Genomic DNA, 21,740 nt, shown 5'->3' on the forward strand with positions numbered 1-21,740 from the left:
AAAACATCAGCCTTGCGACTAAACCTCGCTGAGGTTCTCGCGCAGCTCATAAGCCTGGCGCACCGGGGCAAACGAGCGCCGATGGATCGGCGTTGGGCCGAGACGGGCCAGGGCTTCCAGATGAACGGGCGTCGGATAGCCTTTATGGCCCCCGATGCCGTAGCCGGGGTAAATCAATTCGAAGGCAGCCATTTCACGGTCTCGGCTGACCTTGGCCAGGATCGACGCGGCGGCAATGGCTGGAACCTTGCTATCGCCCTTGACCACCGCCTCAGCCGGCATCGCCAGCTTCGGGCAACGGTTGCCGTCGATCATCGCCAGTTTTGGCGTGATATGCAGGCCTTCAACGGCACGCTGCATGGCCAGCATCGTGGCGTGCAGGATGTTCAATTCGTCGATTTCTTCGACTTCGGCCCGGGCGATATGCCAGCTCAAGGCCTTTTCACAGATTTCGTCGTAGAGTTTTTCACGACGCGCTTCGGTGAGTTTTTTCGAGTCGTTGAGGCCCAGGATCGGGCGGTTCGGATCCAGGATCACGGCCGCCGTCACCACCGCGCCACACAGCGGGCCGCGCCCCACTTCGTCAACGCCGGCCACCAGTTCGTGGGTTTGGGCAACCAGGCTGAAATCCAGGCCTATTTGCGTGCTCATAAAGCTTCCTGTTTTTGGCCGATCAAGGTCAATACGGCGTCGGCCGCCTGGTTCGATGCATCACGGCGCAGGGTGCGGTGAATGTCGTCAAAACCGCGGGTCTGTTCTTCGCCGCCGTCGATCAAGGGTAGTAGGGTTTGCGCGAGGGCTTCGGGCGTTGCATCGTCCTGCAACAACTCCGGCACCAACAAACGCTGGGCCAGCAAGTTGGGCAAGGAGATGTAGGGACTTTTGACCATGCGCTTGAGAATCCAGAAGGTCAGTGGCGCCAGGCGATAGGCCACGACCATCGGGCGCTTGTAGAGCAGGGCCTCCAAGGTCGCGGTACCTGAAGCGATCAGCACCGCATCACAGGCCGCCAGGGCCAGGTGCGACCGACCGTCGAGCAGGGTCAATGGCAGATTGCGACCGACCAGCAGTGTCTCGATTTGTGCACGCCGTTGCGGGCTGGCGCAGGGCAACACGAACCGTACCCCGGGCTTCAAGGCTTGAAGGCGCTCGGCAGCATCGAAAAACACGCTGGCAAGACGGCCCACTTCGCCGCCTCGACTGCCCGGCATCAGCGCAACGAGCGGGCCTTCGGGCAACCCCAGTTCGGCACGCGCGGCTGCGCGGTCAGCCTGCAAAGGAATGCTGTCGGCCAGGGTATGCCCGACAAACCTTACCGGCACGCCCTTCTCCTCGTAGAACCTGGCTTCGAACGGCAACAGGGTCAACATCAGGTCGCAGCCTTCGCGGATCTTCAACACACGCTTCTGCCGCCACGCCCACACAGAGGGGCTGACGTAGTGCACGGTCTTGATCCCGGCCTGACGCAACTTGAGTTCGATATTGAGGGTGAAGTCCGGCGCATCGATGCCGATAAAGACATCGGGCTTTTCTTCGATCAACGTCTGGATCAGCAGCTTGCGACGAGCCAGGAGCTCACGCAGGCGACCCAGCACCTCGACCAGGCCCATGACCGACAGACGCTCCATAGGGAAGTACGACGTCAGGCCTTCGGCCTGCATCAGCGGGCCGCCGACGCCGATAAACTCCACCGCAGGGTGCCGGGCCTTGAGTGCCCGCATCAGACCTGCGCCCAAAATGTCGCCGGAAGCTTCTCCGGCCACCAGCGCGATACGCAGAGTAGCCATGATCAGCGGGTGATGCCGCGGGTCGACGCCTGGATCGAGTCACGGAACACCGCGACTTCCGGAAACAACGCTGCCGGCTCGGCCAGTTGGATCAACGCCTGGTCCACCGTCAGCCCCTGACGGTAGACCACCTTGTAGGCGCGGCGCAGGGCGTGGATCGCCTCTTCGCTGAAGCCACGACGGCGCATGCCTTCGAAGTTCATGCTGCGGGCTTCGGCCGGGTTGCCGAACACCGTGACGAACGCCGGAACGTCCTTGCCGATGGCAGTGCCCATGCCGGAAAAGCTGTGGGCGCCAATATGGCAATACTGATGCACCAGGGTAAAACCGGACAGGATCGCCCAATCGTCAACGTGTACATGGCCAGCCAACGCGGTGTTGTTGACCAGGATGCAGTGGTTGCCGATCACGCTGTCATGACCGATATGGGCATAGGCCATGACCAGGTTGTGATCACCCAGCGTGGTCTCGGCACGATCCTGCACGGTGCCACGGTGAATGGTCACGCCTTCACGGATGATGTTGTGATCACCGATTACCAGGCGGGTTTCTTCACCCTTGTACTTCATGTCCGGGGTGTCTTCGCCTACCGAGGAAAACTGGTAGATGCGGTTATGTTTGCCAATGCGGGTCGGACCCTTGAGGATCACGTGCGGCCCGATGACAGTCCCCTCGCCGATTTCCACACCTGCGCCGATGATCGACCAGGGGCCGACCTCAACGTCGGCGGCCAGTACGGCCGACGGATCGATGATTGCGCGAGGGTCAATCAAACTCATAGTTTGCGTTCCGCACAGATGATCTCGGCAGAGCAAACCGGCTTGCCATCTACCGAGGCCTGGCATTCGAACTTCCAGATCTGGCGCTTGCAGCTGATGAACTTGGCTTCCAGGATCAACTGGTCACCCGGGGTAACCGGGTTGCGAAAGCGCAACTTGTCGGAGCCGACGAAATAGTAAAGCGTGCCGTCGGCAGGCTTGAGGTCGAGCATTTTGAAACCAAGGATACCGGCAGCCTGGGCCATTGCTTCGATGATCAATACGCCCGGCATGATGGGATGCGCGGGAAAGTGACCGTTGAAGAACGGTTCGTTGATGCTGACATTCTTGTAGGCACGAATGCGCTTTTCCTCAACATTGAGGTCCACTACACGGTCCACCAGCAGGAACGGGTAACGGTGAGGCAGGTATTCGCGAATCTCGTTGATGTCCATCATTTCGGGGGGAAGCCTGTAATAAAGATTGGGGGCGGGCGACTAAACGCACGCCCCGCTAGCAAATCAAGGAGGCAGTCTAGCGGCTGTGCACACTTGATATGGAAATGGTATCAGCCTTCTGATGAAGCATTACCGCCAGGGGTCACGTCCCCAACACGCTTTTCCAGCTGTTTGAGACGTCGAGCCATGTCGTCGAGCTGCCTCAAACGTGCTGCGCTCTTGCGCCATTCAGCTGCGGGCTGCATGGCGGTACCAGATGAGTAGGCCCCCGGTTCGGTAATCGAGTGGGTCACCATGGTCATACCGGTGATGAAAACGTTGTCGCAAATATCGATATGCCCCACCAGCCCTACGCCACCGGCGAGCATGCAATGCTTGCCGATCCGGGTGCTGCCGGAAATGCCTACACACGCGGCCATGGCGGTGTGATCGCCAATCTGCACGTTGTGGGCGATCTGGATCTGGTTGTCGAGCTTCACGCCGTTACCGATCACGGTATCGGCCAGGGCTCCGCGATCGACAGCCGTGTTGACACCGATTTCCACGTCGTCGCCGATCAATACACCGCCGACCTGGGCAATCTTGTGCCAGACGCCCTTGGCGTTGGCAAAACCGAAGCCTTCACCACCGATCACGGCACCCGACTGAATGACCACACGTTCACCGATGCGCACGTCGTGGTACAGGGTCACGCGAGGTGCCAGCCAACCGTCGGCGCCGATTACACAGCGAGCGCCGATAAAGCAATGCGCACCGACCGTTACACCGGCCGCGATGCGTGCACCGCTCTCGATCACCGCAAACGCACCGATGCTGGCCGCAGGGTCAACCTGGGCATCATCGGCGATAACCGCAGACGGATGAACACCACCTGCTGCCTTGGGCTTCGGGTCGAACAGATGCGACGCCTTTGCGTACGACAGGTAGGGGTCAGCCACTACCAGGGCATCCCCGGCATAACTCTCGGCGTCAGCGGCCTTCAGCAACACGGCTGCGGCCTGGCAGTCGACCAGGTATTTACGGTATTGGGGGTTTGCGAGGAAGCTCAACTGAGCTGGGCCAGCCTCCTGCAAGGTGGCTAGCCCAGTAATTTCCTTCTCCGGGGAACCACGCAAGGTGGCTCCCAGGAACTCGGCCAACTCGCCGAGCTTGATAGTCGCGGTCATGGCTTACTTCAGCTGGTTCATGCGCTCGATCACCTGACGGGTGATGTCGTATTGAGGCTTGACGTCAATCACTGCGCCACGCTCGAACACCAGGTCAAAGGCACCTTTCTTGATGACTTCTTCCACGGCGCTGTCGAGTTTAGGCTTCAGCTGTTTCAGCATTTCACGGTCGGCAACAGCCTTGGCTTCGTTCAGCTCCTTGGATTGGAACTGGTAGTCACGGGCCTTTTGCTTGAACTCAAGCTCCAGACGCTCGCGCTCGCCTTGCTGCATCTTGTCGCCACCCGCTACCAGACGGTCCTGGATACCCTTGGCGCTGCTTTCCAACGTCTTGAGCTTGGTCAGTTGCGGACCGAATTTTTTCTCGGCATCCACGGCGTATTTCTTGGCCGCATCGGATTCCAGCAGGGCCATCTGATAGTTCAGGACGGCGATTTTCATTTCGGCGAAGGCCGGGGTGGCTACCAGCACGGTGGCCAGCAGAACCAATTGAGTCAACTTACGCACGATGTACTCCTACAGAATCCGTTGTCGTTATCTTGGGTCAGACGCTTAGAACGTCTGGCCGAGGGAGAATTGGAAAATCTGGGTTTCAGCGTTATCCGGTTTCTTGATCGGCATGGCCAGAGCAAAGCTCAACGGGCCAAGCGCAGTCACCCAGGTCACACCGACACCCACCGAGCTCGCCAGGTTGCTGAGGCTCACGTCGTTGCACTCAGTCCGTGACTTCACGCCGCTTGGGTTGGTGATCTGTTCGCACTTGGAGTCGAAAACGTTACCCACATCCCAGAAGACCGAAGTACGCAGGGACCGCTGATCCTTGACGAACGGCAGCGGGAACAGGATTTCCGCACCACCCTGGATCAACACGTTACCACCGAATGGCAGCGGGTCGTTGTCGGAGTCAGCTACGGTGCCCTGGTTACCGGTCACACCAACGCCACGGCTCGGTGTACCACGTGGACCCAGGGTGCTGTCCTTGAAGCCCCGCACGGAGTTGAAGCCACCCGCGTAGTAGTTCTCGTAGAACGGCAGCCCATTGGTGGAACCATAACCGTCGCCATAACCCAGCTCGGTGTGCAGGCGCATGGTGTAGTTATCGCTCAGCGGCTGGAACAACTGGCCACGGTAGTCGAGCTTGAAGAACGACAGGTCGCTGCCCGGCGTCGTTGCTTCCAGCGTCAGGCTCTGGGAATGGCCACGGGTGGCAAGCACGCCTTTGTTCAGGGTCGACTCGGACCAGCCGGCGGACGCCTTGAAGTTCAGGAACTTGTCGCCTTCCTTGCGAGTGAAGTCGAAGATCTCGTCCACGGTGTACACACCGGTCTTGATCTCATCCTGTTGAGCAGTCAGGCCGAAGGTCAGGCGCGAGGTCTCGCTGATCGGGTAACCGATGTTGGCGCCTACGCCCAGGCTGTCGATTGCATAGCTGGCTACGTCGACGTCAAGGTCTTTGTAGTCGGTGGTGCGATAGAAGGCGTTGTAGCCCAGGCTGACACCGTCCGCGGTCCAGTAGGGGTCGACATAACCGAAGTTATAACGGCTCTGGTATTCGCTTCGGGTCAGGCCGATGGACACCTTGTTACCGGTACCCAGGAAGTTGTTCTGGGTGATGGAACCACCGAGGATCAGGCCGGCACTCTGTGCGAAACCGACACTGGCGGTGATCGAACCCGACGCTTGCTCTTCCACGGCGTAGTTCACGTCAACCTGGTCATCCACACCCGGTACGGCTGGCGTTTCGACGTTCACTTCCTTGAAGAAGCCCAGGCGCTCAAGACGGGTCTTGGACTGGTCGATCAGGTAAGTCGATGCCCAGCCACCTTCCATCTGGCGCATTTCGCGGCGCAGCACTTCGTCCGCGGACTTGGTGTTGCCACGGAAGTTGATGCGGTTCACGTAGGCACGCTTGCCTGGGTCGACGACAAAGGTGATGTCCACGGTGTGGTCTTCATCGTGGGGGGTAGGCACGCCGTTGACGTTGGCGAAGGTATAGCCTTCGTTACCCAGGCGACGGGTGATCAGTTCGGACGTGGTGGTCATCAGCTTGCGCGAGAACACCTGGTCTTTCTGCACCAGCAACAGGGCCTTGACCTGATCTTCAGGCACTTTCAAGTCGCCGCTGAGCTTCACGTCACGAACCTTGTACTTCTCGCCTTCGTTGACGTTGACAGTAATGTAGACGTGCTTCTTGTCCGGGGTGATGGACACCTGGGTCGAAGCGATATCCATGTTGATATAGCCACGGTCCAGGTAGTAGGAACGCAGGCGTTCCAGGTCACCGGAGAGTTTTTCGCGGGCGTACTTGTCATCGTTCTTGAAGAACGACAACCAGTTGGTGGTCTTGAGCTCGAACAGGTCGATCAGGTCTTCATCAGCGAACTTGGTGTTGCCCACCACGTTGATGTGCTGAATGGCCGCCACGGTACCTTCGTTGATGTTGACCTTGAGGCCGACACGGTTACGAGGCTGCGGCACGACTTCCGTTTCCACGGTCGCGGAGTAGCGACCCTGGGCAACGTACTGGCGCTGCAGTTCGTTACGCACACCTTCAAGGGTGGCGCGCTGGAAGATCTCGCCCTCGGCCAGGCCGGATTGCTTCAAGCCTTTCATCAGGTCTTCAGTGGAGATCGCCTTGTTGCCTTCGATCTCGATACTGGCGACGGAAGGTCGCTCGACGACGGTGATGACCAGGACGTTACCTTCGCGACCCAGTTGGATGTCTTGAAAGAACCCGGTTTTGAACAGCGCACGAGTGGATTCCACCAGGCGACGGTCATCAGCCTGTTCCCCGACGTTCAACGGCAAGGCACCAAAGACACTACCCGCGGAAACCCGCTGGAGGCCGTTGACGCGAATATCGGAGATGGTGAAGGACTCGGCGTGAACTTCGGCGATCATCAATACGGTGAGAACCGCAGTTAGCAGCAGACGTTTCATGAAGTCCTTTCTTATTCCAACTGGCAATAAACAAACTGCCGCAAAATGCGGCAGATTCGCAATTCAGCGAAGCGTTACAGTCGACCCAGATCGTTGACCAAGGCTAATAACATCACCCCGACCACCAAGCTGATACCGATCTGTATCCCCCAACCCTGCACCCGATCCGACAAGGGGCGACCACGCACCCACTCGACCAGATAAAACAACAGATGCCCCCCATCCAATACTGGAATGGGCAGCAAATTCAGAACACCCAGGCTGATACTCAGATAAGCCAGGAAATTCAGGAAATCCGCGACACCCGACTGGGCAGAAGCGCCCGCCACTTTAGCAATGGTTATCGGTCCACTCAAGTTTTTTACCGAGAGCTCGCCGAACAACATTTTCTTGAGGGATTCGAGGGTCAGCACACTCATGGTCCAAGTGCGTTTTGCACCCTCGCCAATGGCCGCCAGCGGCCCGAAACTGACCTCACGCACCATCGAGGGCGGCCACTCCGGACTCTTGACGCCTGCACCCAGGTAACCCCCGGCCGCCTTGGCTTCCCCACGTACCGCCAGGGTCACGGGGACGTCAATTTGAGCACCGTCACGCTCAATTTTCAGCACAATCCTTGTATCAGGGCGTACGCGCACCAGGTCGACTACCTGCTGCCACTCACCCAACGCCTGGCCATCGAGGGCCAGCAAGCGATCGCCGGTTTTCAGACCCGCGGCCTGGGCCGGACCCTTCGGATCCAGCTCGGCAAGCACTGGCGGCAGCGCAGGACGCCATGGACGGATGCCCAGGGACTTGATCGGATCAGGCTCGTCAGCGCCCTTGAGCCAATGGTCCAAGGCCAACGTGCGCGGGGTCTCGGCACTGGAATCCTGCTCACGCACCACGACGTTGACGGTGCCGCTTTCACCCAAACGACGTACCAGCTGCAAATTGACCGCGCCCCAACCCGTCGTCGGCTCACCATCAATGGAAACAATTTCCTGCCCTGCGACCAGACCTGCCTTGGCGGCGATACTGTCCGCCTCGACCGCGCCGATGACAGGACGCACCTGCTCGCTGCCGAGCATGGCCAGGACCCAGAAAAACAGCATCGCCAGGAGGAAGTTGGCGATCGGACCGGCCGCAACAATGGCGATACGCTGACGAACGGTCTTGCGATTGAAGGATTGGTCCACCTGATCGGCCGGCACTTCGCCTTCACGCTCATCGAGCATCTTGACATAGCCACCCAACGGGATGGCCGCGATCACGAACTCGGTGCCGTGCCGGTCGTGCCAGCGAACCAGCGGCATGCCGAAGCCGACGGAAAAGCGCAGTACCTTGACGCCGCAACGACGTGCCACCCAGAAGTGGCCGAATTCGTGGAAGGTAACCAGCACACCCAGAGCAACCAGGGTGCCGACAATCATGTAAAGCGCACTCATCTAATTTCTCCGCATTCCAATCCAGTGCCCCAAGGCTCAATCGCGCCCACAAGACTAACGCGCGTTGCGGTCCAACCATTGCTCGGCCAAGGCGCGCGCCTTGGTGTCCGCCTCGAATACCGCGCCGAGGTCGTTCACCGCGACCACGGGCTCAAGACTCAGGACGTCCTCGATGATACTCGCGATCTGCGGAAAGCGGATGCGCCGTTCGAGAAACGCCGCCACGGCCACTTCATTCGCCGCATTGAGCATCGCCGGCGCGCTGTTACCCGCCTCCGCGGCCTCACGTGCCAGACGCAGGCACGGAAAACGTTGCTCGTCCGGCGCCTCGAAGTCCAAGCGGGCAATGGCAAACAGATCCAGTGGCGCCACGCCGGAATCAATTCGCTCCGGCCAGGCCAGGGCATTGGCGATCGGGGTGCGCATATCCGGATTGCCCAATTGGGCCAATACCGAGCCATCCACGTAGTCGACCAGTGAATGAATCACACTTTGCGGGTGAATCACCACCTCGACCTGATCCGGTCGCGCATCGAACAACCAGCAGGCTTCGATCAACTCCAGGCCTTTATTCATCATGCTTGCCGAGTCCACGGAGATCTTGCGCCCCATCGACCAGTTAGGATGAGCGCACGCCTGGTCCGGAGACACGTGCTCCAACTCCCCCAAGGGAGTTTGCCGGAAAGGACCACCCGACGCGGTCAGCAGAATCCGACGCACACCCACCTGTCCCAGGCCGCGAGCAAAGTCGCCGGGCATGCATTGGAAGATCGCATTGTGTTCACTGTCGAGGGGCAGCAATACGGCGCCGCTCTTGCGCACCGCCTGCATGAAGAGCGCGCCGGACATCACCAGCGCTTCTTTGTTGGCCAGCAGGATCTTCTTGCCCGCATCCACGGCAGCCAAGGTCGGACGCAAGCCGGCGGCACCGACGATAGCGGCCACCACCGTATCCACCTCGGCATCGGCCGAGACCTGGCACAACCCCTCCTCCCCCACCAGCACCTGAGTGGCCAGCCCGGCAGCCCGCAGATCATCCTGCAGGCCCCGTGCAGCCGAACGCCCGGGCACGACTGCAAAGCGCGGCACGTGGCGCACGCACAGTGCCAGCAGTTCGCTGAGACGGGTGAACCCGGTCAGGGCAAACACTTGATAGCGGTCGGGATGACGAGCGATCACATCCAGGGCGCTCAACCCTACCGAGCCGGTTGCACCCAGCACGGTCACTTGTTGCAGGCGGCTCACGAAGCGGTCATCCACAACAGCACGGCAAAGATCGGGATGGCTGCGGTAAGGCTATCGATACGATCCAGCACCCCGCCATGACCCGGCAGCAGGTTGCTGCTGTCCTTGATCCCGGCCTGGCGCTTGAACATGCTTTCGGTGAGATCACCGACCACCGAGATAAATACGACGATGGCCGTGCCCAGCAGGGCCAGGAAGATTTCCTTCGCCGACCAGTCGCGCACCAGACCCACCACAAGCGTGATCACCAGCGTCAACGCCAGGCCGCCATACACGCCTTCCCAACTCTTGCCCGGACTGACTGACGGCGCCAGCTTGCGCTTGCCGAATGCCCGGCCAGAGAAGTAGGCGCCGATGTCTGCACCCCAGACCAGCACCATCACCGCCATGATCAGCCAGTTACCCATCGGCGAATTCTTGATCTCCACCAGCCCTTGCCAGGCAGGCAACAGAATCAACAAGCCAATCACCAGCTTGCTGGCGACACTGGACCACTGGCCACTACTGCGCGGAAAAGTCAGCACCAGGTAGGTCGCAAGCGCCCACCACAGCACCGCTGCCCCCAACACCCAGGGCACGATAATGCTCGACAGGGTATGCATCAGAAACAGCAGTACCGCCACCACAAGGGCATACGCCACACGCGGCAGCTGCGCATTGAAACCTGCCAATCGCGCCCATTCCCAGGCACCCAGGGTGACCACCAGGCCGATAAACAGCGCAAAGCCGGAGCCATCCAGCAGGAAAAACCCGCACAAGGCAATCGGCAACAGTATCAGTGCTGTGATGATTCGTTGTTTAAGCATTTAAACCCGGGCTCCAGCTTCGATCTGCTCACTCGTTTTACCGAAGCGACGCTGACGGGAAGCGAAATCGGCCAGCGCAGTGCGCATGGCATCGTGTTTGAAGTCCGGCCAGAACAGGTCGGAGAAGTACAGCTCGGTATAGGCCAATTGCCATAAGAGGAAATTGCTGATGCGATGCTCACCACCGGTACGGATACACAAGTCAGGCAACGGCAGGTCGCCGGTCACCAGGCAGGTCTGTAACAGTTCAGGCGTGATGTCGTCCGGCCGCAGATGACCGGCCTGCACTTCGCGGGCCAGTCGCTGCGCAGCCTGGGCAATGTCCCACTGGCCACCGTAATTGGCGGCGATTTGCAGCACAAAGCGGTCAGTGCCGGCAGTGATCGCCTCGGCTTCACGCATGGCCGCCTGCAGTTCCGGGTGAAAGCGCGAGCGGTCGCCGATGATGCGCAGGCTGATGTTGTTGTCATTCAGGCGCTTGGCCTCACGACGCAGGGCCTTGAAGAACAGATCCATCAAGGCACTGACTTCTTCGGCGGGCCGCTGCCAGTTTTCACTGGAGAACGCGAACAGGGTCAATACCTCGACCTTGGCCTCGGCACACACCTCGATCACGGCCCGTACCGCATCGACACCCGCCTTATGCCCGGCAACACCCGGCATAAAACGCTTCTTCGCCCAGCGATTATTCCCATCCATGATGATCGCGACATGGCGCGGCACCACGGAGGGCACAGTCTGCTTGGTCTTTTCCATGAAGGCGTCCTGACCCCTTATACGGCCATCAGGTCCTTTTCTTTTTCTTCGGTTGCCTGGGTGATCTTCGCCTCGGCTTCCTTGGTCAGCTTGTCGATATCGGCGACGGCACGACGCTCTTCGTCTTCGCTGATTTCCTTGTCCTTGACCAACTTCTTCAGCTCGCCCAAGGCATCACGACGAATGTTACGCACTGCAACACGCGCATCTTCAGCCGCGCTGCGGGCCTGCTTGGTGAAGCCCTTGCGGGTTTCTTCAGTCAGGGCCGGCATGGAGATCAACAGCAACTCACCCAGGTTGGTCGGGTTGAGGTTCAGGCCGGCGCTCTGGATGGCCTTGTCGACTGCAGCGAGCATGTTGCGCTCGAAAGCCACGACCTGCAGGGTGCGCGAATCCTTTACGGTAACGTTGGCCACGCCGCTCAGCGGGGTATCAGCGCCGTAATAAGGCACCATCACGCTACCCAGGATGCTCGGGTGCGCCTTGCCGGTACGAATCTGGCCAAATGCGTGGCTCAGAGACTCCAGGGATTTCTGCATACGCGCTTGGGCGTCTTTCTTGATTTCGTTGATCATTGTTGGCCTTCCTCGATCAGAGTCCCTTCCGCGCCGCCGTGTACGATATTCAGCAGGGCACCGGGCTTGTTCATGTTAAATACGCGCAGCGGCATCTTGTGGTCGCGGCACAGGCAAATAGCCGTCAGGTCCATCACGCCCAGCTTGCGATCCAGCACTTCATCGTAGGTCAGATGATCGAACTTCTCGGCATGCGGGTCTTTGAATGGGTCTGCGGTGTACACGCCATCTACCTTGGTCGCCTTGAGCACCACGTCGGCATCGATCTCGATGGCGCGCAGGCAAGCAGCCGAGTCCGTGGTGAAGAACGGGTTGCCGGTACCGGCAGCGAAGATCACCACCTCTTTGGCGTTCAGGTGGCGCATGGCTTTGCGACGATCATAGTGATCGGTCACACCCACCATGGAAATAGCCGACATCACGATAGCCGAGATATTGGCACGCTCCAGGGCGTCACGCATGGCCAGGGCGTTCATCACAGTGGCCAGCATGCCCATGTGGTCGCCGGTGACCCGATCCATGCCGGCCGCACTCAGTGCTGCGCCGCGGAACAGGTTACCGCCACCGATCACCAGGCCGACCTGTACGCCGATGCCGACCAACTGGCCGACTTCCAGCGCCATGCGGTCGAGTACCTTGGGGTCGATCCCGAACTCTTCCGAGCCCATCAGGGCCTCGCCGCTAAGCTTGAGTAGAATGCGTTTATAGCGAGCCTGATAACCACTGCCCTGCTGAGCCATTGCGAATCTCTCCTGCGGCGTATTTTTAAAAAATTCTTGGCGAGCCGTTTACGGCTTGCGTTCACTCTAGCTGGACGCTCTCACAGCGCCATCGGAACACGGCTTTGTAAGCCAGTTCCGAGGGTAAGCCAAATTAAATCGGCCTGCCCATTTGAAAAGAGGCTGCGCGCGTGAGCGGGCAGCCTCTTTCGGGCGACAGTTAAAAACTGTCTTATTGCTTGGCGGCAGCCAGCTGGGCAGCAACTTCTTCAGCGAAGTTGTCGACCGGCTTCTCGATGCCTTCGCCTACCTTGAAGTAAGTGAAGGAAACGATTTCAGCACCGGCTTTCTTGGCCAGTTCGCCAACCTTGACTTCAGGGTTCTTGACGAACGCCTGCTCAACCAGGCTTGCTTCGGCCAGGAACTTGCTGATACGGCCCTTGACCATGTTCTCAACAATGTTTTCTGGCTTGCCTTTGATTTTTTCTTCGTTCAGCTGCAGGAACACAGCTTTTTCACGCTCGATCGCTTCGGCAGAAACTTCCGAAGGCAGCAGGAACTCAGGGTTGCTGGCCGCTACGTGCATAGCGATGTCTTTAGCCAGCTCAACGTTGCCGCCCTTCAGGACCACTGCAACGCCGATCTTGTTGCCGTGCAGGTAACCACCGACAACATCACCTTCAACGCGTACCAGGCGACGGATGTTGACGTTTTCGCCAACCTTGCCGACCAGTACCAGGCGATCAGCTTCTTGAGCGGCGATCAGCGGAGCGACGTCAGTCAGCTTGTCGGCGAACGCTTTTTCAACGCTGGCAGCAACAAATGCCTTGAAGTCGTCCTGCAGGGCCAGGAAGTCGGTCTGGGAGTTCACTTCCAGCAGAACAGCAGATTTGCCGTCTTCTTTCAGAGCGATAGCGCCTTCAGCAGCCACGTTGCCTGCTTTCTTGGCAGCCTTGATGGCGCCGGAAGCACGCATGTCATCAATGGCTTTTTCGATGTCGCCGTCAGCCTTTTCCAGGGCTTTCTTGCAATCCATCATGCCTTCGCCGGTACGCTCACGCAGTTCTTTAACCAACGCTGCAGTAATTGCTGCCATTTTCAAATTCCTCTTGGATAGGTTTTCAACCATTCCACCCGATCGAACGGGGGATCAATTCTTCCCGAACCACCCTTGTTAGCCGCTGCACGTTACAGGTGATGTAGCTGCGCTGCTGACAAATGGTTTTCGAGGTGGCAAAAAGGGGGCCAAGCCCCCTTTTTGCTTACTGAGTCAACGCCAGGGCGTCAATTACTCAGCTGCGGCTACCGGAGCTTCTTCAACGAACTGCTCGGTGCCACCAGCAACGTGGTTGCGACCACGGATGACAGCGTCAGCCATCGAACCCATGTACAGCTGGATGGCGCGGATGGCGTCATCGTTGCCTGGGATGATGTAGTCAACGCCTTCCGGGCTGCTGTTGGTATCGACTACGCCGATAACAGGAATGCCCAGCTTGTTGGCTTCGGTGATCGCGATGCGCTCGTGATCAACGTCGATAACGAACAGTGCGTCAGGCAGACCGCCCATGTCCTTGATACCACCCAGGGAACGATCGAGCTTTTCCAGGTCACGAGTGCGCATCAGCGCTTCTTTCTTGGTCAGCTTGGCGAAAGTACCGTCTTCGGCCTGCACTTCAAGGTCACGCAGACGCTTGATGGAAGCACGGATGGTTTTGAAGTTGGTCAGCATGCCGCCCAACCAGCGGTGATCGACGTACGGCGAACCGCAACGTGCTGCTTCTTCAGCAACGATCTTGCCAGCGGAACGCTTGGTGCCGACGAACAGGATCTTGTTTTTGCCCTGGGCCAGGCGCTCTACGAAAGTCAGAGCTTCGTTGAACATTGGCAGGGTTTTTTCAAGGTTGATGATGTGGATCTTGTTACGCGCGCCGAAAATGTACTTACCCATTTTCGGGTTCCAGTAACGGGTCTGGTGACCGAAGTGCACACCGGCCTTCAGCATATCGCGCATGTTGACTTGGGACATGATAGTTCCTTAATAAGTCGGGTTTGGCCTCCACGTATCCCAATGACCAACCAGCGGCATCAAGGCCTCCGGCACCCAGGTCATCGTGTCGACACGTGTGTGGATTTAAGCTTTTCGGGGTATCCCCGGAAAGCGGCGCATTTTATACCACACGAAGGGCGAAAACGAAACACGCAATCACATTTGGCGTGGGCGACGTGTACGCAACCCTTTGAATAGAGCCGATATAACCCCATTTGATAGAGAGAAGCGATCGTCGGGGGCTCATGATTTGCCGCCCGCGTCTGTTAGAATCGCGTTTTTTGGCGCTTGTGCGAACTCTGCAACCTTTTGTCGCACGCCCGTAAACCGTATTGATTTCAGCGCATCGCGCTAGAGAGAGCCTGTATGACCGTTAGTTTGAAAACCGCCGAAGACATCGCCGGCATGCGCATTGCCGGCAAACTGGCTGCCGACGTGCTGGAAATGATCGCCGAGCACGTCAAGCCCGGCGTTACCACGGAAACCCTGAACCAGATCTGCCACGACTATATAGTCAATGTGCAGGGCGCCATTCCTGCGCCGCTGAACTACAAGGGCTTCCCCAAGTCGATCTGTACTTCGGTCAATCACGTGGTCTGCCACGGGATTCCGGGCGACAAGCCGTTGAAGGACGGCGACACCCTGAACATCGACGTCACCGTGATCAAGGACCGCTACTTCGGCGACACCAGCCGCATGTTCCACGTCGGCACCGTGCCGGTGTGGGCCGAGCGCCTGTCCCAGGTCACCCAGGAATGCATGTACAAGGCCATCGAGATCGTCAAGCCTGGCTGCCGCCTGGGCGACATCGGTGAAGTGATCCAGAAGCACGCCGAAAAGAACGGTTTCTCGGTGGTGCGCGAATTCTGCGGCCACGGTATCGGCACGGTCTTCCACGAAGAACCGCAGATCCTGCACTACGGCCGCGCCGGCACCGGCATGGAGCTCAAGGCAGGCATGACCTTTACCATCGAGCCGATGATCAACCAGGGCAAGGCCGACACCAAGGTGCTGGGCGACGGCTGGACCGCCATCACCAAGGACCGCAAGCTCTCGGCCCAGTGGGAACACACCCTGCTGGTCACCGAGACCGGCTACGAGATCTTCACCCTGCGCGCCGACGACACGATCCCACGCGTTTCGGCGTGAAGGGCTGCCAAGGTTTTCCCAAACTGTGTTGTGACTGACTGATAGATAGAAAGGAAAGCCGATCAATGCCCCAGGTGGATCCCGAACTCTTCGACCGTGGCCAGTTCCAGGCCGAGCTGGCACTGAAAGCGAGCCCCATCGCCGCATTCAAAAAGGCGATCCGCCAGGCCCGCGAGGTGCTCGACGAGCGCTTTCGCAGCGGCCGGGACATCCGCCGGCTGATCGAAGACCGCGCCTGGTTCGTCGATAACATCCTGCAAAAAGCCTGGGAACAGTTCAGTTGGAGCGAAGACGCCGATATTGCCCTGGTGGCGGTCGGCGGCTACGGTCGTGGCGAGCTGCACCCGTACTCCGACATCGACCTGCTGATCCTGCTGGACAGCGCCGACCATGAGATCTTTCGCGACTCCATCGAGCGCTTTCTGACACTGCTGTGGGACATCGGCCTGGAAGTCGGCCAGAGCGTGCGCTCGGTGGATGAGTGCGCCGAAGAGGCCCGCGCCGACCTGACCGTCATCACCAACCTGATGGAAAGCCGCACCATCGCCGGCCCCGAGCGCCTGCGCCAGCGCATGCTCGAAGTCACCAGCACCGCGCACATGTGGCCGAGCAAGGATTTCTTCCTGGCCAAGCGTGCCGAGCAGAAGGCCCGGCACCACAAGTACAACGACACCGAATACAACCTCGAACCCAACGTCAAAGGCTCGCCGGGCGGGTTGCGCGACATCCAGACGATTCTGTGGGTCGCACGTCGCCAATACGGCACCCTGAACCTGCGCGCCCTGGCCGGCGAAGGCTTCCTGGTAGAGAGCGAAAATGCCCTGCTGGCGTCGTCCCAGGAATTCCTGTGGAAAGTGCGCTACGCCCTGCACATGCTCGCCGGGCGCTCCGAAGATCGCCTGCTGTTCGACCACCAGCGCTCCATCGCCACCCTGCTGGGGTTTGAAGGCGAAGACGCGAAGACCAGCATCGAAAGCTTCATGCAGCAGTACTACCGGGTGGTCATGAGCATTGCCCAGCTCAGCGACCTGATCATCCAGCATTTCGAAGAAGTGATCCTCGCTCCGGAAGACGAAGCACCGCCGCAGCCGATCAATTCGCGCTTCCAACTGCACGACGGCTATATCGAGGCACGCAACGACAACGTGTTCCGCCGCACTCCGTTCGCCATGCTGGAAATCTTCGTGCTGATGGCCCAGCAGCCGGAAATCAAGGGCGTACGCGCCGACACCATCCGCCTGCTGCGGGAAAACCGTCACCTGATCGACGACGACTTTCGCAACGACATTCGCAACACCAGCCTGTTTATCGAGCTGTTCAAGTGCAAGATCGGCATCCACCGCAACCTGCGGCGCATGAACCGCTATGGCATCCTCGGGCGTTACCTGCCGGAGTTCGGGTTTATCGTCGGGCAGATGCAGCACGACCTGTTCCACATCTACACCGTGGACGCCCACACCCTCAACCTGATCAAGCACTTGCGCAAGTTGCAGTACACCCAGGTATCAGAGAAATTCCCGCTGGCCAGCAAGCTCATGGCCAAGCTGCCCAAGCCGGAGTTGATCTACCTCGCCGGCCTGTACCACGACATCGGCAAGGGCCGGCATGGCGACCACTCGGAAATCGGCGCGGTGGATGCCGAGGCGTTCTGCCAGCGCCACCAGTTGCCACTGTGGGACAGCCGCCTGATCGTGTGGCTGGTGCAGAACCACCTGGTGATGTCGACCACTGCCCAGCGCAAGGACTTGTCCGACCCGCAGGTGATCCACGACTTCGCCGGGATCGTCGGCGATGAAACCCGCCTCGACTACCTGTACGTGCTGACCGTCTCCGACATCAACGCCACCAACCCGACCCTGTGGAACTCCTGGCGCGCCAGCCTGTTGCGCCAGCTCTACACCGAGACCAAGCGCGCGCTGCGCCGTGGCCTGGAAAACCCGGTGGACCGCGAAGAGCAGATCCGCCGCACCCAAAGCGCCGCCCTGGACATCCTGGTGCGCGGCGGCAACGACCCGGACGACGTCGAGCAGTTGTGGTCGCAATTGGGGGACGATTACTTCCTGCGCCACACCGCCGGCGATGTCGCCTGGCACAGTGACGCGATCCTGCAGCAGCCGGCCGATGGCGGCCCGCTGGTGTTGATCAAGGAAACCACCCAGCGCGAATTCGAAGGCGGCACGCAGATCTTCATCTATGCACCCGACCAGCACGACTTCTTCGCCGTGACCGTGGCGGCCATGGACCAGCTCAACCTGAATATCCATGACGCCCGGGTCATCACCTCCAGCAGCCAGTTCACCCTCGACACCTATATCGTGCTCGACACCGAAGGCGAGTCCATCGGCGATAACCCGGCGCGGGTGAAAAAGATCCGCGAAGGCCTGACCGAAGCCCTGCGTAACCCCGACGACTACCCGACGATCATCCAGCGCCGGGTACCGCGTCAGCTCAAGCACTTTGCCTTTGCGCCCCAGGTGACCATTTCCAACGATGCACAGCGCCCGGTGACCGTACTGGAACTCAGCGCGCCGGACCGGCCAGGCCTACTGGCGCGGATCGGCGGCATTTTCCTGGAATTCGATTTGTCACTGCAGAACGCCAAGATTGCGACCCTCGGCGAGCGGGTGGAGGACGTGTTCTTTATTACCGATGCCGATAACCAGCCGCTGTCCGACCCGGAGCTGTGCCTGCGCTTGCAGGCGGCGATCGTGCAGCAGTTGAGCGTGCCCCAGGAACCCGGTGTCGAGCTGACGCGCCTGACGATTTGATACCAGGAGCGGCCCACCGCTCCCTCCCAGTTTTTAACGCCTTGCACGAGATCCACCGATGAACAACGCCCTGAACCAGCTCCAGCCCTACCCGTTCGAAAAGCTGCGCGCCCTGCTGGGCAGCGTCACGCCGAACCCGGACAAGCGCCCGATCGCGTTGTCCATCGGCGAACCCAAGCACAAATCGCCGCAGTTCGTTGCCGATGCCCTGGCTAACAACCTCGACCAGATGGCGGTCTACCCCACCACCCTGGGCATCCCGGCCTTGCGCGAGGCCATCGGTGGCTGGTGCGAACGCCGCTTCGACGTCCCCAAGGGCTGGCTGGATCCGGCGCGCACTATCCTGCCGGTCAACGGCACCCGTGAAGCGTTGTTCGCCTTCACCCAGACCGTGGTCAACCGGGGCGATGACGCGCTGGTGGTCAGCCCGAACCCCTTCTACCAGATCTACGAAGGCGCCGCGTTCCTGGCCGGGGCCAAGCCGCACTACCTGCCATGCCTGGATGAAAACGGCTTCAACCCGGATTTCGACGCGGTATCGCCAGACATCTGGAAACGCTGCCAGATCCTGTTCCTCTGCTCCCCCGGCAACCCGACCGGTGCACTGATCCCGGTCGACACCCTGAAAAAACTCATCGCCCTGGCCGACGAATATGACTTCGTTATCGCCGCCGACGAGTGCTACAGCGAACTGTACTTCGACGAACAAACCCCGCCACCGGGCCTGCTCAGCGCGTGCGTCGAGCTGGGCCGCCAGGACTTCAAGCGTTGCGTGGTGTTCCACAGCCTGTCCAAGCGCTCCAACCTGCCAGGCCTGCGCTCCGGTTTTGTTGCTGGCGACGCCGAGATCCTCAAGGGTTTCCTGCTGTACCGCACTTACCATGGCTGTGCGATGCCGGTGCAAACCCAGCTGGCAAGCATTGCGGCCTGGCAGGACGAGGCCCATGTGCAGGCCAACCGCGACCTGTACCGCGAGAAGTTTGATGCCGTGCTGGCGATCCTCAAGCCGGTGCTGGACGTACAGGCCCCGGACGGCGGCTTCTACCTGTGGCCGAATGTGCAAGGCGATGATGCCGCGTTCTGCCGCGATTTGTTCGTGGAGGAACACGTGACCGTGGTGCCGGGTTCGTACCTCTCCCGGGAAGTGGATGGCGTGAACCCCGGCGCCGGGCGCGTACGCCTGGCGTTGGTTGCGCCGCTGGCCGAATGTGTGGAAGCGGCTGAGCGTATTCGGGACTTCATTCAGCGTCGTCGATAGGCAACCGGGTCATTTCATCTGGCCCAGATTCGCCTCACTCATATCCAGCTCCGCCAACACTTCCCTCAAAACGTCATCACCAATTTGGTGATGACGGCTCAAGCTGTACAACTCCAAGCGTTGCGCACGCAGGGCCTTGAGCCGCAGTTTTCGCTCAAGCAGGTCCATCTGCATCGCGAGCGCCTGGGCTTCGGCCGAGTCGTTGAACACTTCCAACTGATGGCGGTATTCCGACATCAACCGTGCCTTTAGCTCCGTAGCCAGCGCCGCCTGGGCGGCGTCGGACGTTTCCGAGTCTAAGGGCTCTTCCGCCTCCAGTGCGTGAATCGCTGCCACGGCGGTTTTTTTCCAGGCCTCGCGCACTTCGTTATGGCGCTTTTCATCCGGACTCTTTTCAACGCCCCGCAAGAGCAGCGGCAGGGCGATGCAGGCAGCGATCAGTGACAGCAGGATCACACCGGCCGCGATAAAGATCAGCAGGTCGCGCTCGGGGAAATCCTGGCCTGGCACCAGCAGCAATGGCACCGACATTACACCGGCCAGGGTCACCGCACCGCGCACACCGCCCACGGTCAACAGCCAGCAGGAACGCGCAGTGGGCACCAGGGTCAACTCACTTTTCCCACGCAGTCGCCGGAGCAAACCCGATAGGCGCCAGATGCTCTGCACCCAGATAAAACGCAGCACCACCAACACCAGGAAAATAGCAATCACATCCAGGCAGCGATACAACAAGGTGGGCCACAGCGTCGGCTCATGACTGGCCACGGCCTTGATAATGTCCGGCAGTTGCAGGCCCAGCAGCAGGAAGATCAGGCCATTGAAGGCAAATTCCAGCAATGACCAGACACTGCGATTGAGCAGGCGCGTACTGGTCTGGCGAGGCAGCAGGTCGAGCCAGCTTTGCATCATGCCCGCCGCGACCGCCGACAAGATGCCCGAGGCGCCGAGCCGTTCGGCCAACACGTAGGCCGCAAACGGCAACAGCAACATGAACACCACATGCGTTGCCGGGTCGTCCCAGCCCCGGGCAATCATCCAGGCACGCAGGCGGCCGACCAGCCAACTCAGCGCCACCCCCACCGCCAGGCCGCCCAAGGCCACCAAGACAAAGGTCAGGCTGGCATCGGCCAACGAGAACACACCGGTCAACGCGGCCGCCAAGGCGAACTTGAAGGTCACCAGGCCCGAGGCGTCATTCATCAACGCTTCGCCCTGAAGCATATGCATCAGCGGCGTCGGCAAGCGGTTCTGGGCAATTGCCGACACGGCCACGGCATCTGTCGGCGACAACACGGCCGCGAGGGCGAAGGCCACCGGCAGCGGGATCGTCGGCAATAGCCAATGAATGAAGTAGCCAGCACCGACCACGGTGAACAGCACCAACCCGACGGCCAGCGTCAGGATCGGCCCACGCAGGCGCCACAATTCGCGCTTGGGCATGCGCCAGCCATCGGAGAACAGCAGCGGGGGCAGGAACAGAAACAGGAACAACTCCGGGTCCAGCGCCACGTGCAGCCCCAGCGTGGGCCAGGCCAGCAAGGCGCCGGCGGCAATCTGCACCAGGGGTAACGGCAGAGGGATGACACGCCCGACCAGACGCGAAACGCTGACCAGCATCAGCAGGATAAGAACGGTGTAGGCGGTTTGCATAACGCGGGTTTCCCGGACGATCGGCTTGCAACGACACACATCAGGCAACAACTGGCCGTTGAAGTGCCATATTACCCGGCTATCTTACCGGCCTATGCTGCGCGCTGGCTTTTGCACAAAAGTCGCACGCTGCTGACGAGCGGCACCCAAAATCTCTGGGCGTGGCATAATCCGTGACCTTTCATTTTCATTGGCACTTGCATCAGTAAAGCAGGGGGGGCAATTCCT

The 21,740-nt window shown here is 59.9% G+C and carries 19 protein-coding genes; 3 read left to right on the top strand and 16 right to left on the bottom strand.

Annotation, left to right across the window (positions count from 1 at the left end; translation table 11 throughout):
• Positions 1-18 precede the first annotated feature (18 nt).
• The 15 genes from rnhB to rpsB form a co-directional block, all read right to left on the bottom strand.
• A complete protein-coding gene (rnhB, locus tag PspCFBP13509_RS01550; protein ID WP_027604470.1) occupies positions 19-651 on the bottom strand; it encodes a ribonuclease HII in 633 nt (210 codons plus the stop codon).
• Positions 648-1,787, bottom strand: a complete 1,140-nt coding sequence (gene lpxB / locus PspCFBP13509_RS01555) for a lipid-A-disaccharide synthase (RefSeq protein WP_065926454.1) — start codon at positions 1,785-1,787, stop codon at positions 648-650. Before lpxB ends, rnhB begins: the two co-directional genes overlap by 4 nt.
• A 2-nt stretch (positions 1,788-1,789) precedes the next feature.
• Positions 1,790-2,566: an acyl-ACP--UDP-N-acetylglucosamine O-acyltransferase gene (lpxA, locus tag PspCFBP13509_RS01560; protein ID WP_027604472.1), complete on the bottom strand. Its 777-nt coding sequence runs from the start codon at positions 2,564-2,566 to the stop codon at positions 1,790-1,792.
• Positions 2,563-3,003 carry a 3-hydroxyacyl-ACP dehydratase FabZ gene (gene fabZ, locus PspCFBP13509_RS01565; RefSeq protein WP_003172281.1) on the bottom strand — a complete coding sequence of 147 codons (441 nt, stop codon included), beginning with the start codon at positions 3,001-3,003 and terminating at the stop codon, positions 2,563-2,565. Before fabZ ends, lpxA begins: the two co-directional genes overlap by 4 nt.
• Positions 3,004-3,113: 110 nt before the next feature.
• The gene (gene lpxD / locus PspCFBP13509_RS01570) at positions 3,114-4,169 is read right to left on the bottom strand and encodes a UDP-3-O-(3-hydroxymyristoyl)glucosamine N-acyltransferase (RefSeq protein WP_065948794.1); all 1,056 of its coding nucleotides are present in this window, start codon (positions 4,167-4,169) and stop codon (positions 3,114-3,116) included.
• A 3-nt stretch (positions 4,170-4,172) separates the two neighbouring features.
• Entirely contained in the window at positions 4,173-4,676 is a 504-nt protein-coding gene (locus PspCFBP13509_RS01575; RefSeq protein WP_003219314.1) for an OmpH family outer membrane protein, read from the bottom strand.
• Positions 4,677-4,721: 45 nt separating this feature from the next.
• Positions 4,722-7,109, bottom strand: coding sequence for an outer membrane protein assembly factor BamA (bamA, locus tag PspCFBP13509_RS01580; protein WP_053137245.1), 2,388 nt, complete (start codon positions 7,107-7,109; stop codon positions 4,722-4,724).
• A gap of 74 nt (positions 7,110-7,183) precedes the next feature.
• Positions 7,184-8,536 carry a sigma E protease regulator RseP gene (gene rseP, locus PspCFBP13509_RS01585; protein ID WP_065926456.1) on the bottom strand — a complete coding sequence of 451 codons (1,353 nt, stop codon included), beginning with the start codon at positions 8,534-8,536 and terminating at the stop codon, positions 7,184-7,186.
• 54 nt (positions 8,537-8,590) lie between these two features.
• On the bottom strand, positions 8,591-9,781 hold the full coding sequence (gene ispC / locus PspCFBP13509_RS01590; protein ID WP_137211479.1) for a 1-deoxy-D-xylulose-5-phosphate reductoisomerase: 1,191 nt from the start codon (positions 9,779-9,781) through the stop codon (positions 8,591-8,593).
• On the bottom strand, positions 9,778-10,587 hold the full coding sequence (locus PspCFBP13509_RS01595; protein WP_065926458.1) for a phosphatidate cytidylyltransferase: 810 nt from the start codon (positions 10,585-10,587) through the stop codon (positions 9,778-9,780). The genes ispC and PspCFBP13509_RS01595 overlap by 4 nt, the downstream gene beginning before the upstream one ends.
• Positions 10,588-11,343 (bottom strand): polyprenyl diphosphate synthase, encoded by a 756-nt coding sequence (gene uppS / locus PspCFBP13509_RS01600; RefSeq protein ID WP_027604478.1) that lies wholly within the window; start codon positions 11,341-11,343, stop codon positions 10,588-10,590.
• Between the two features lie 17 nt (positions 11,344-11,360).
• Positions 11,361-11,918: a ribosome recycling factor gene (gene frr / locus PspCFBP13509_RS01605; protein WP_065926459.1), complete on the bottom strand. Its 558-nt coding sequence runs from the start codon at positions 11,916-11,918 to the stop codon at positions 11,361-11,363.
• Entirely contained in the window at positions 11,915-12,658 is a 744-nt protein-coding gene (gene pyrH / locus PspCFBP13509_RS01610) for a UMP kinase (protein ID WP_003172271.1), read from the bottom strand. Before pyrH ends, frr begins: the two co-directional genes overlap by 4 nt.
• 211 nt (positions 12,659-12,869) lie before the next feature.
• The gene (gene tsf / locus PspCFBP13509_RS01615; protein ID WP_065926460.1) at positions 12,870-13,733 is read right to left on the bottom strand and encodes a translation elongation factor Ts; all 864 of its coding nucleotides are present in this window, start codon (positions 13,731-13,733) and stop codon (positions 12,870-12,872) included.
• 192 nt (positions 13,734-13,925) lie between these two features.
• Positions 13,926-14,663, bottom strand: a complete 738-nt coding sequence (rpsB, locus tag PspCFBP13509_RS01620) for a 30S ribosomal protein S2 (RefSeq protein ID WP_003219330.1) — start codon at positions 14,661-14,663, stop codon at positions 13,926-13,928.
• 387 nt (positions 14,664-15,050) lie between these two features.
• Between rpsB and map the strand changes: the two genes are divergently transcribed.
• The 3 genes from map (at position 15,051) to dapC (ending at position 19,859) form a co-directional block, all read left to right on the top strand.
• The gene (gene map / locus PspCFBP13509_RS01625; protein WP_012722594.1) at positions 15,051-15,833 is read left to right on the top strand and encodes a type I methionyl aminopeptidase; all 783 of its coding nucleotides are present in this window, start codon (positions 15,051-15,053) and stop codon (positions 15,831-15,833) included.
• 65 nt (positions 15,834-15,898) lie between these two features.
• Positions 15,899-18,601, top strand: coding sequence for a [protein-PII] uridylyltransferase (locus PspCFBP13509_RS01630; RefSeq protein WP_027604481.1), 2,703 nt, complete (start codon positions 15,899-15,901; stop codon positions 18,599-18,601).
• A gap of 58 nt (positions 18,602-18,659) precedes the next feature.
• Positions 18,660-19,859: a succinyldiaminopimelate transaminase gene (gene dapC / locus PspCFBP13509_RS01635; RefSeq protein WP_065926461.1), complete on the top strand. Its 1,200-nt coding sequence runs from the start codon at positions 18,660-18,662 to the stop codon at positions 19,857-19,859.
• Positions 19,860-19,868: 9 nt separating this feature from the next.
• Here the strand turns inward: dapC and PspCFBP13509_RS01640 are convergent, their stop codons facing one another.
• A complete protein-coding gene (locus PspCFBP13509_RS01640; protein WP_065948797.1) occupies positions 19,869-21,512 on the bottom strand; it encodes a Na+/H+ antiporter in 1,644 nt (547 codons plus the stop codon).
• Positions 21,513-21,740 lie beyond the last annotated feature (228 nt).

Source organism: Pseudomonas sp. CFBP13509, from assembly GCF_005233485.1.
Lineage (GTDB): Bacteria > Pseudomonadota > Gammaproteobacteria > Pseudomonadales > Pseudomonadaceae > Aquipseudomonas > Aquipseudomonas marginalis.

Excerpts from the sequence above, each read along its gene's own strand:
- fabZ (WP_003172281.1), bottom strand. The coding sequence starts at position 3,003 with ATGATGGACATCAACGAGATTCGCGAATACCTGCCTCACCGTTACCCG.
- PspCFBP13509_RS01640 (WP_065948797.1), bottom strand. The coding sequence starts at position 21,512 with ATGCAAACCGCCTACACCGTTCTTATCCTGCTGATGCTGGTCAGCGTT.
- lpxB (WP_065926454.1), bottom strand. The coding sequence starts at position 1,787 with ATGGCTACTCTGCGTATCGCGCTGGTGGCCGGAGAAGCTTCCGGCGAC.
- frr (WP_065926459.1), bottom strand. The coding sequence starts at position 11,918 with ATGATCAACGAAATCAAGAAAGACGCCCAAGCGCGTATGCAGAAATCC.
- uppS (WP_027604478.1), bottom strand. The coding sequence starts at position 11,343 with ATGGAAAAGACCAAGCAGACTGTGCCCTCCGTGGTGCCGCGCCATGTC.
- rnhB (WP_027604470.1), bottom strand. The coding sequence starts at position 651 with ATGAGCACGCAAATAGGCCTGGATTTCAGCCTGGTTGCCCAAACCCAC.
- tsf (WP_065926460.1), bottom strand. The coding sequence starts at position 13,733 with ATGGCAGCAATTACTGCAGCGTTGGTTAAAGAACTGCGTGAGCGTACC.
- map (WP_012722594.1), top strand. The coding sequence starts at position 15,051 with ATGACCGTTAGTTTGAAAACCGCCGAAGACATCGCCGGCATGCGCATT.
- bamA (WP_053137245.1), bottom strand. The coding sequence starts at position 7,109 with ATGAAACGTCTGCTGCTAACTGCGGTTCTCACCGTATTGATGATCGCC.
- lpxD (WP_065948794.1), bottom strand. The coding sequence starts at position 4,169 with ATGACCGCGACTATCAAGCTCGGCGAGTTGGCCGAGTTCCTGGGAGCC.
- rpsB (WP_003219330.1), bottom strand. The coding sequence starts at position 14,663 with ATGTCCCAAGTCAACATGCGCGATATGCTGAAGGCCGGTGTGCACTTC.
- PspCFBP13509_RS01595 (WP_065926458.1), bottom strand. The coding sequence starts at position 10,587 with ATGCTTAAACAACGAATCATCACAGCACTGATACTGTTGCCGATTGCC.
- dapC (WP_065926461.1), top strand. The coding sequence starts at position 18,660 with ATGAACAACGCCCTGAACCAGCTCCAGCCCTACCCGTTCGAAAAGCTG.
- rseP (WP_065926456.1), bottom strand. The coding sequence starts at position 8,536 with ATGAGTGCGCTTTACATGATTGTCGGCACCCTGGTTGCTCTGGGTGTG.
- pyrH (WP_003172271.1), bottom strand. The coding sequence starts at position 12,658 with ATGGCTCAGCAGGGCAGTGGTTATCAGGCTCGCTATAAACGCATTCTA.
- PspCFBP13509_RS01630 (WP_027604481.1), top strand. The coding sequence starts at position 15,899 with ATGCCCCAGGTGGATCCCGAACTCTTCGACCGTGGCCAGTTCCAGGCC.
- lpxA (WP_027604472.1), bottom strand. The coding sequence starts at position 2,566 with ATGAGTTTGATTGACCCTCGCGCAATCATCGATCCGTCGGCCGTACTG.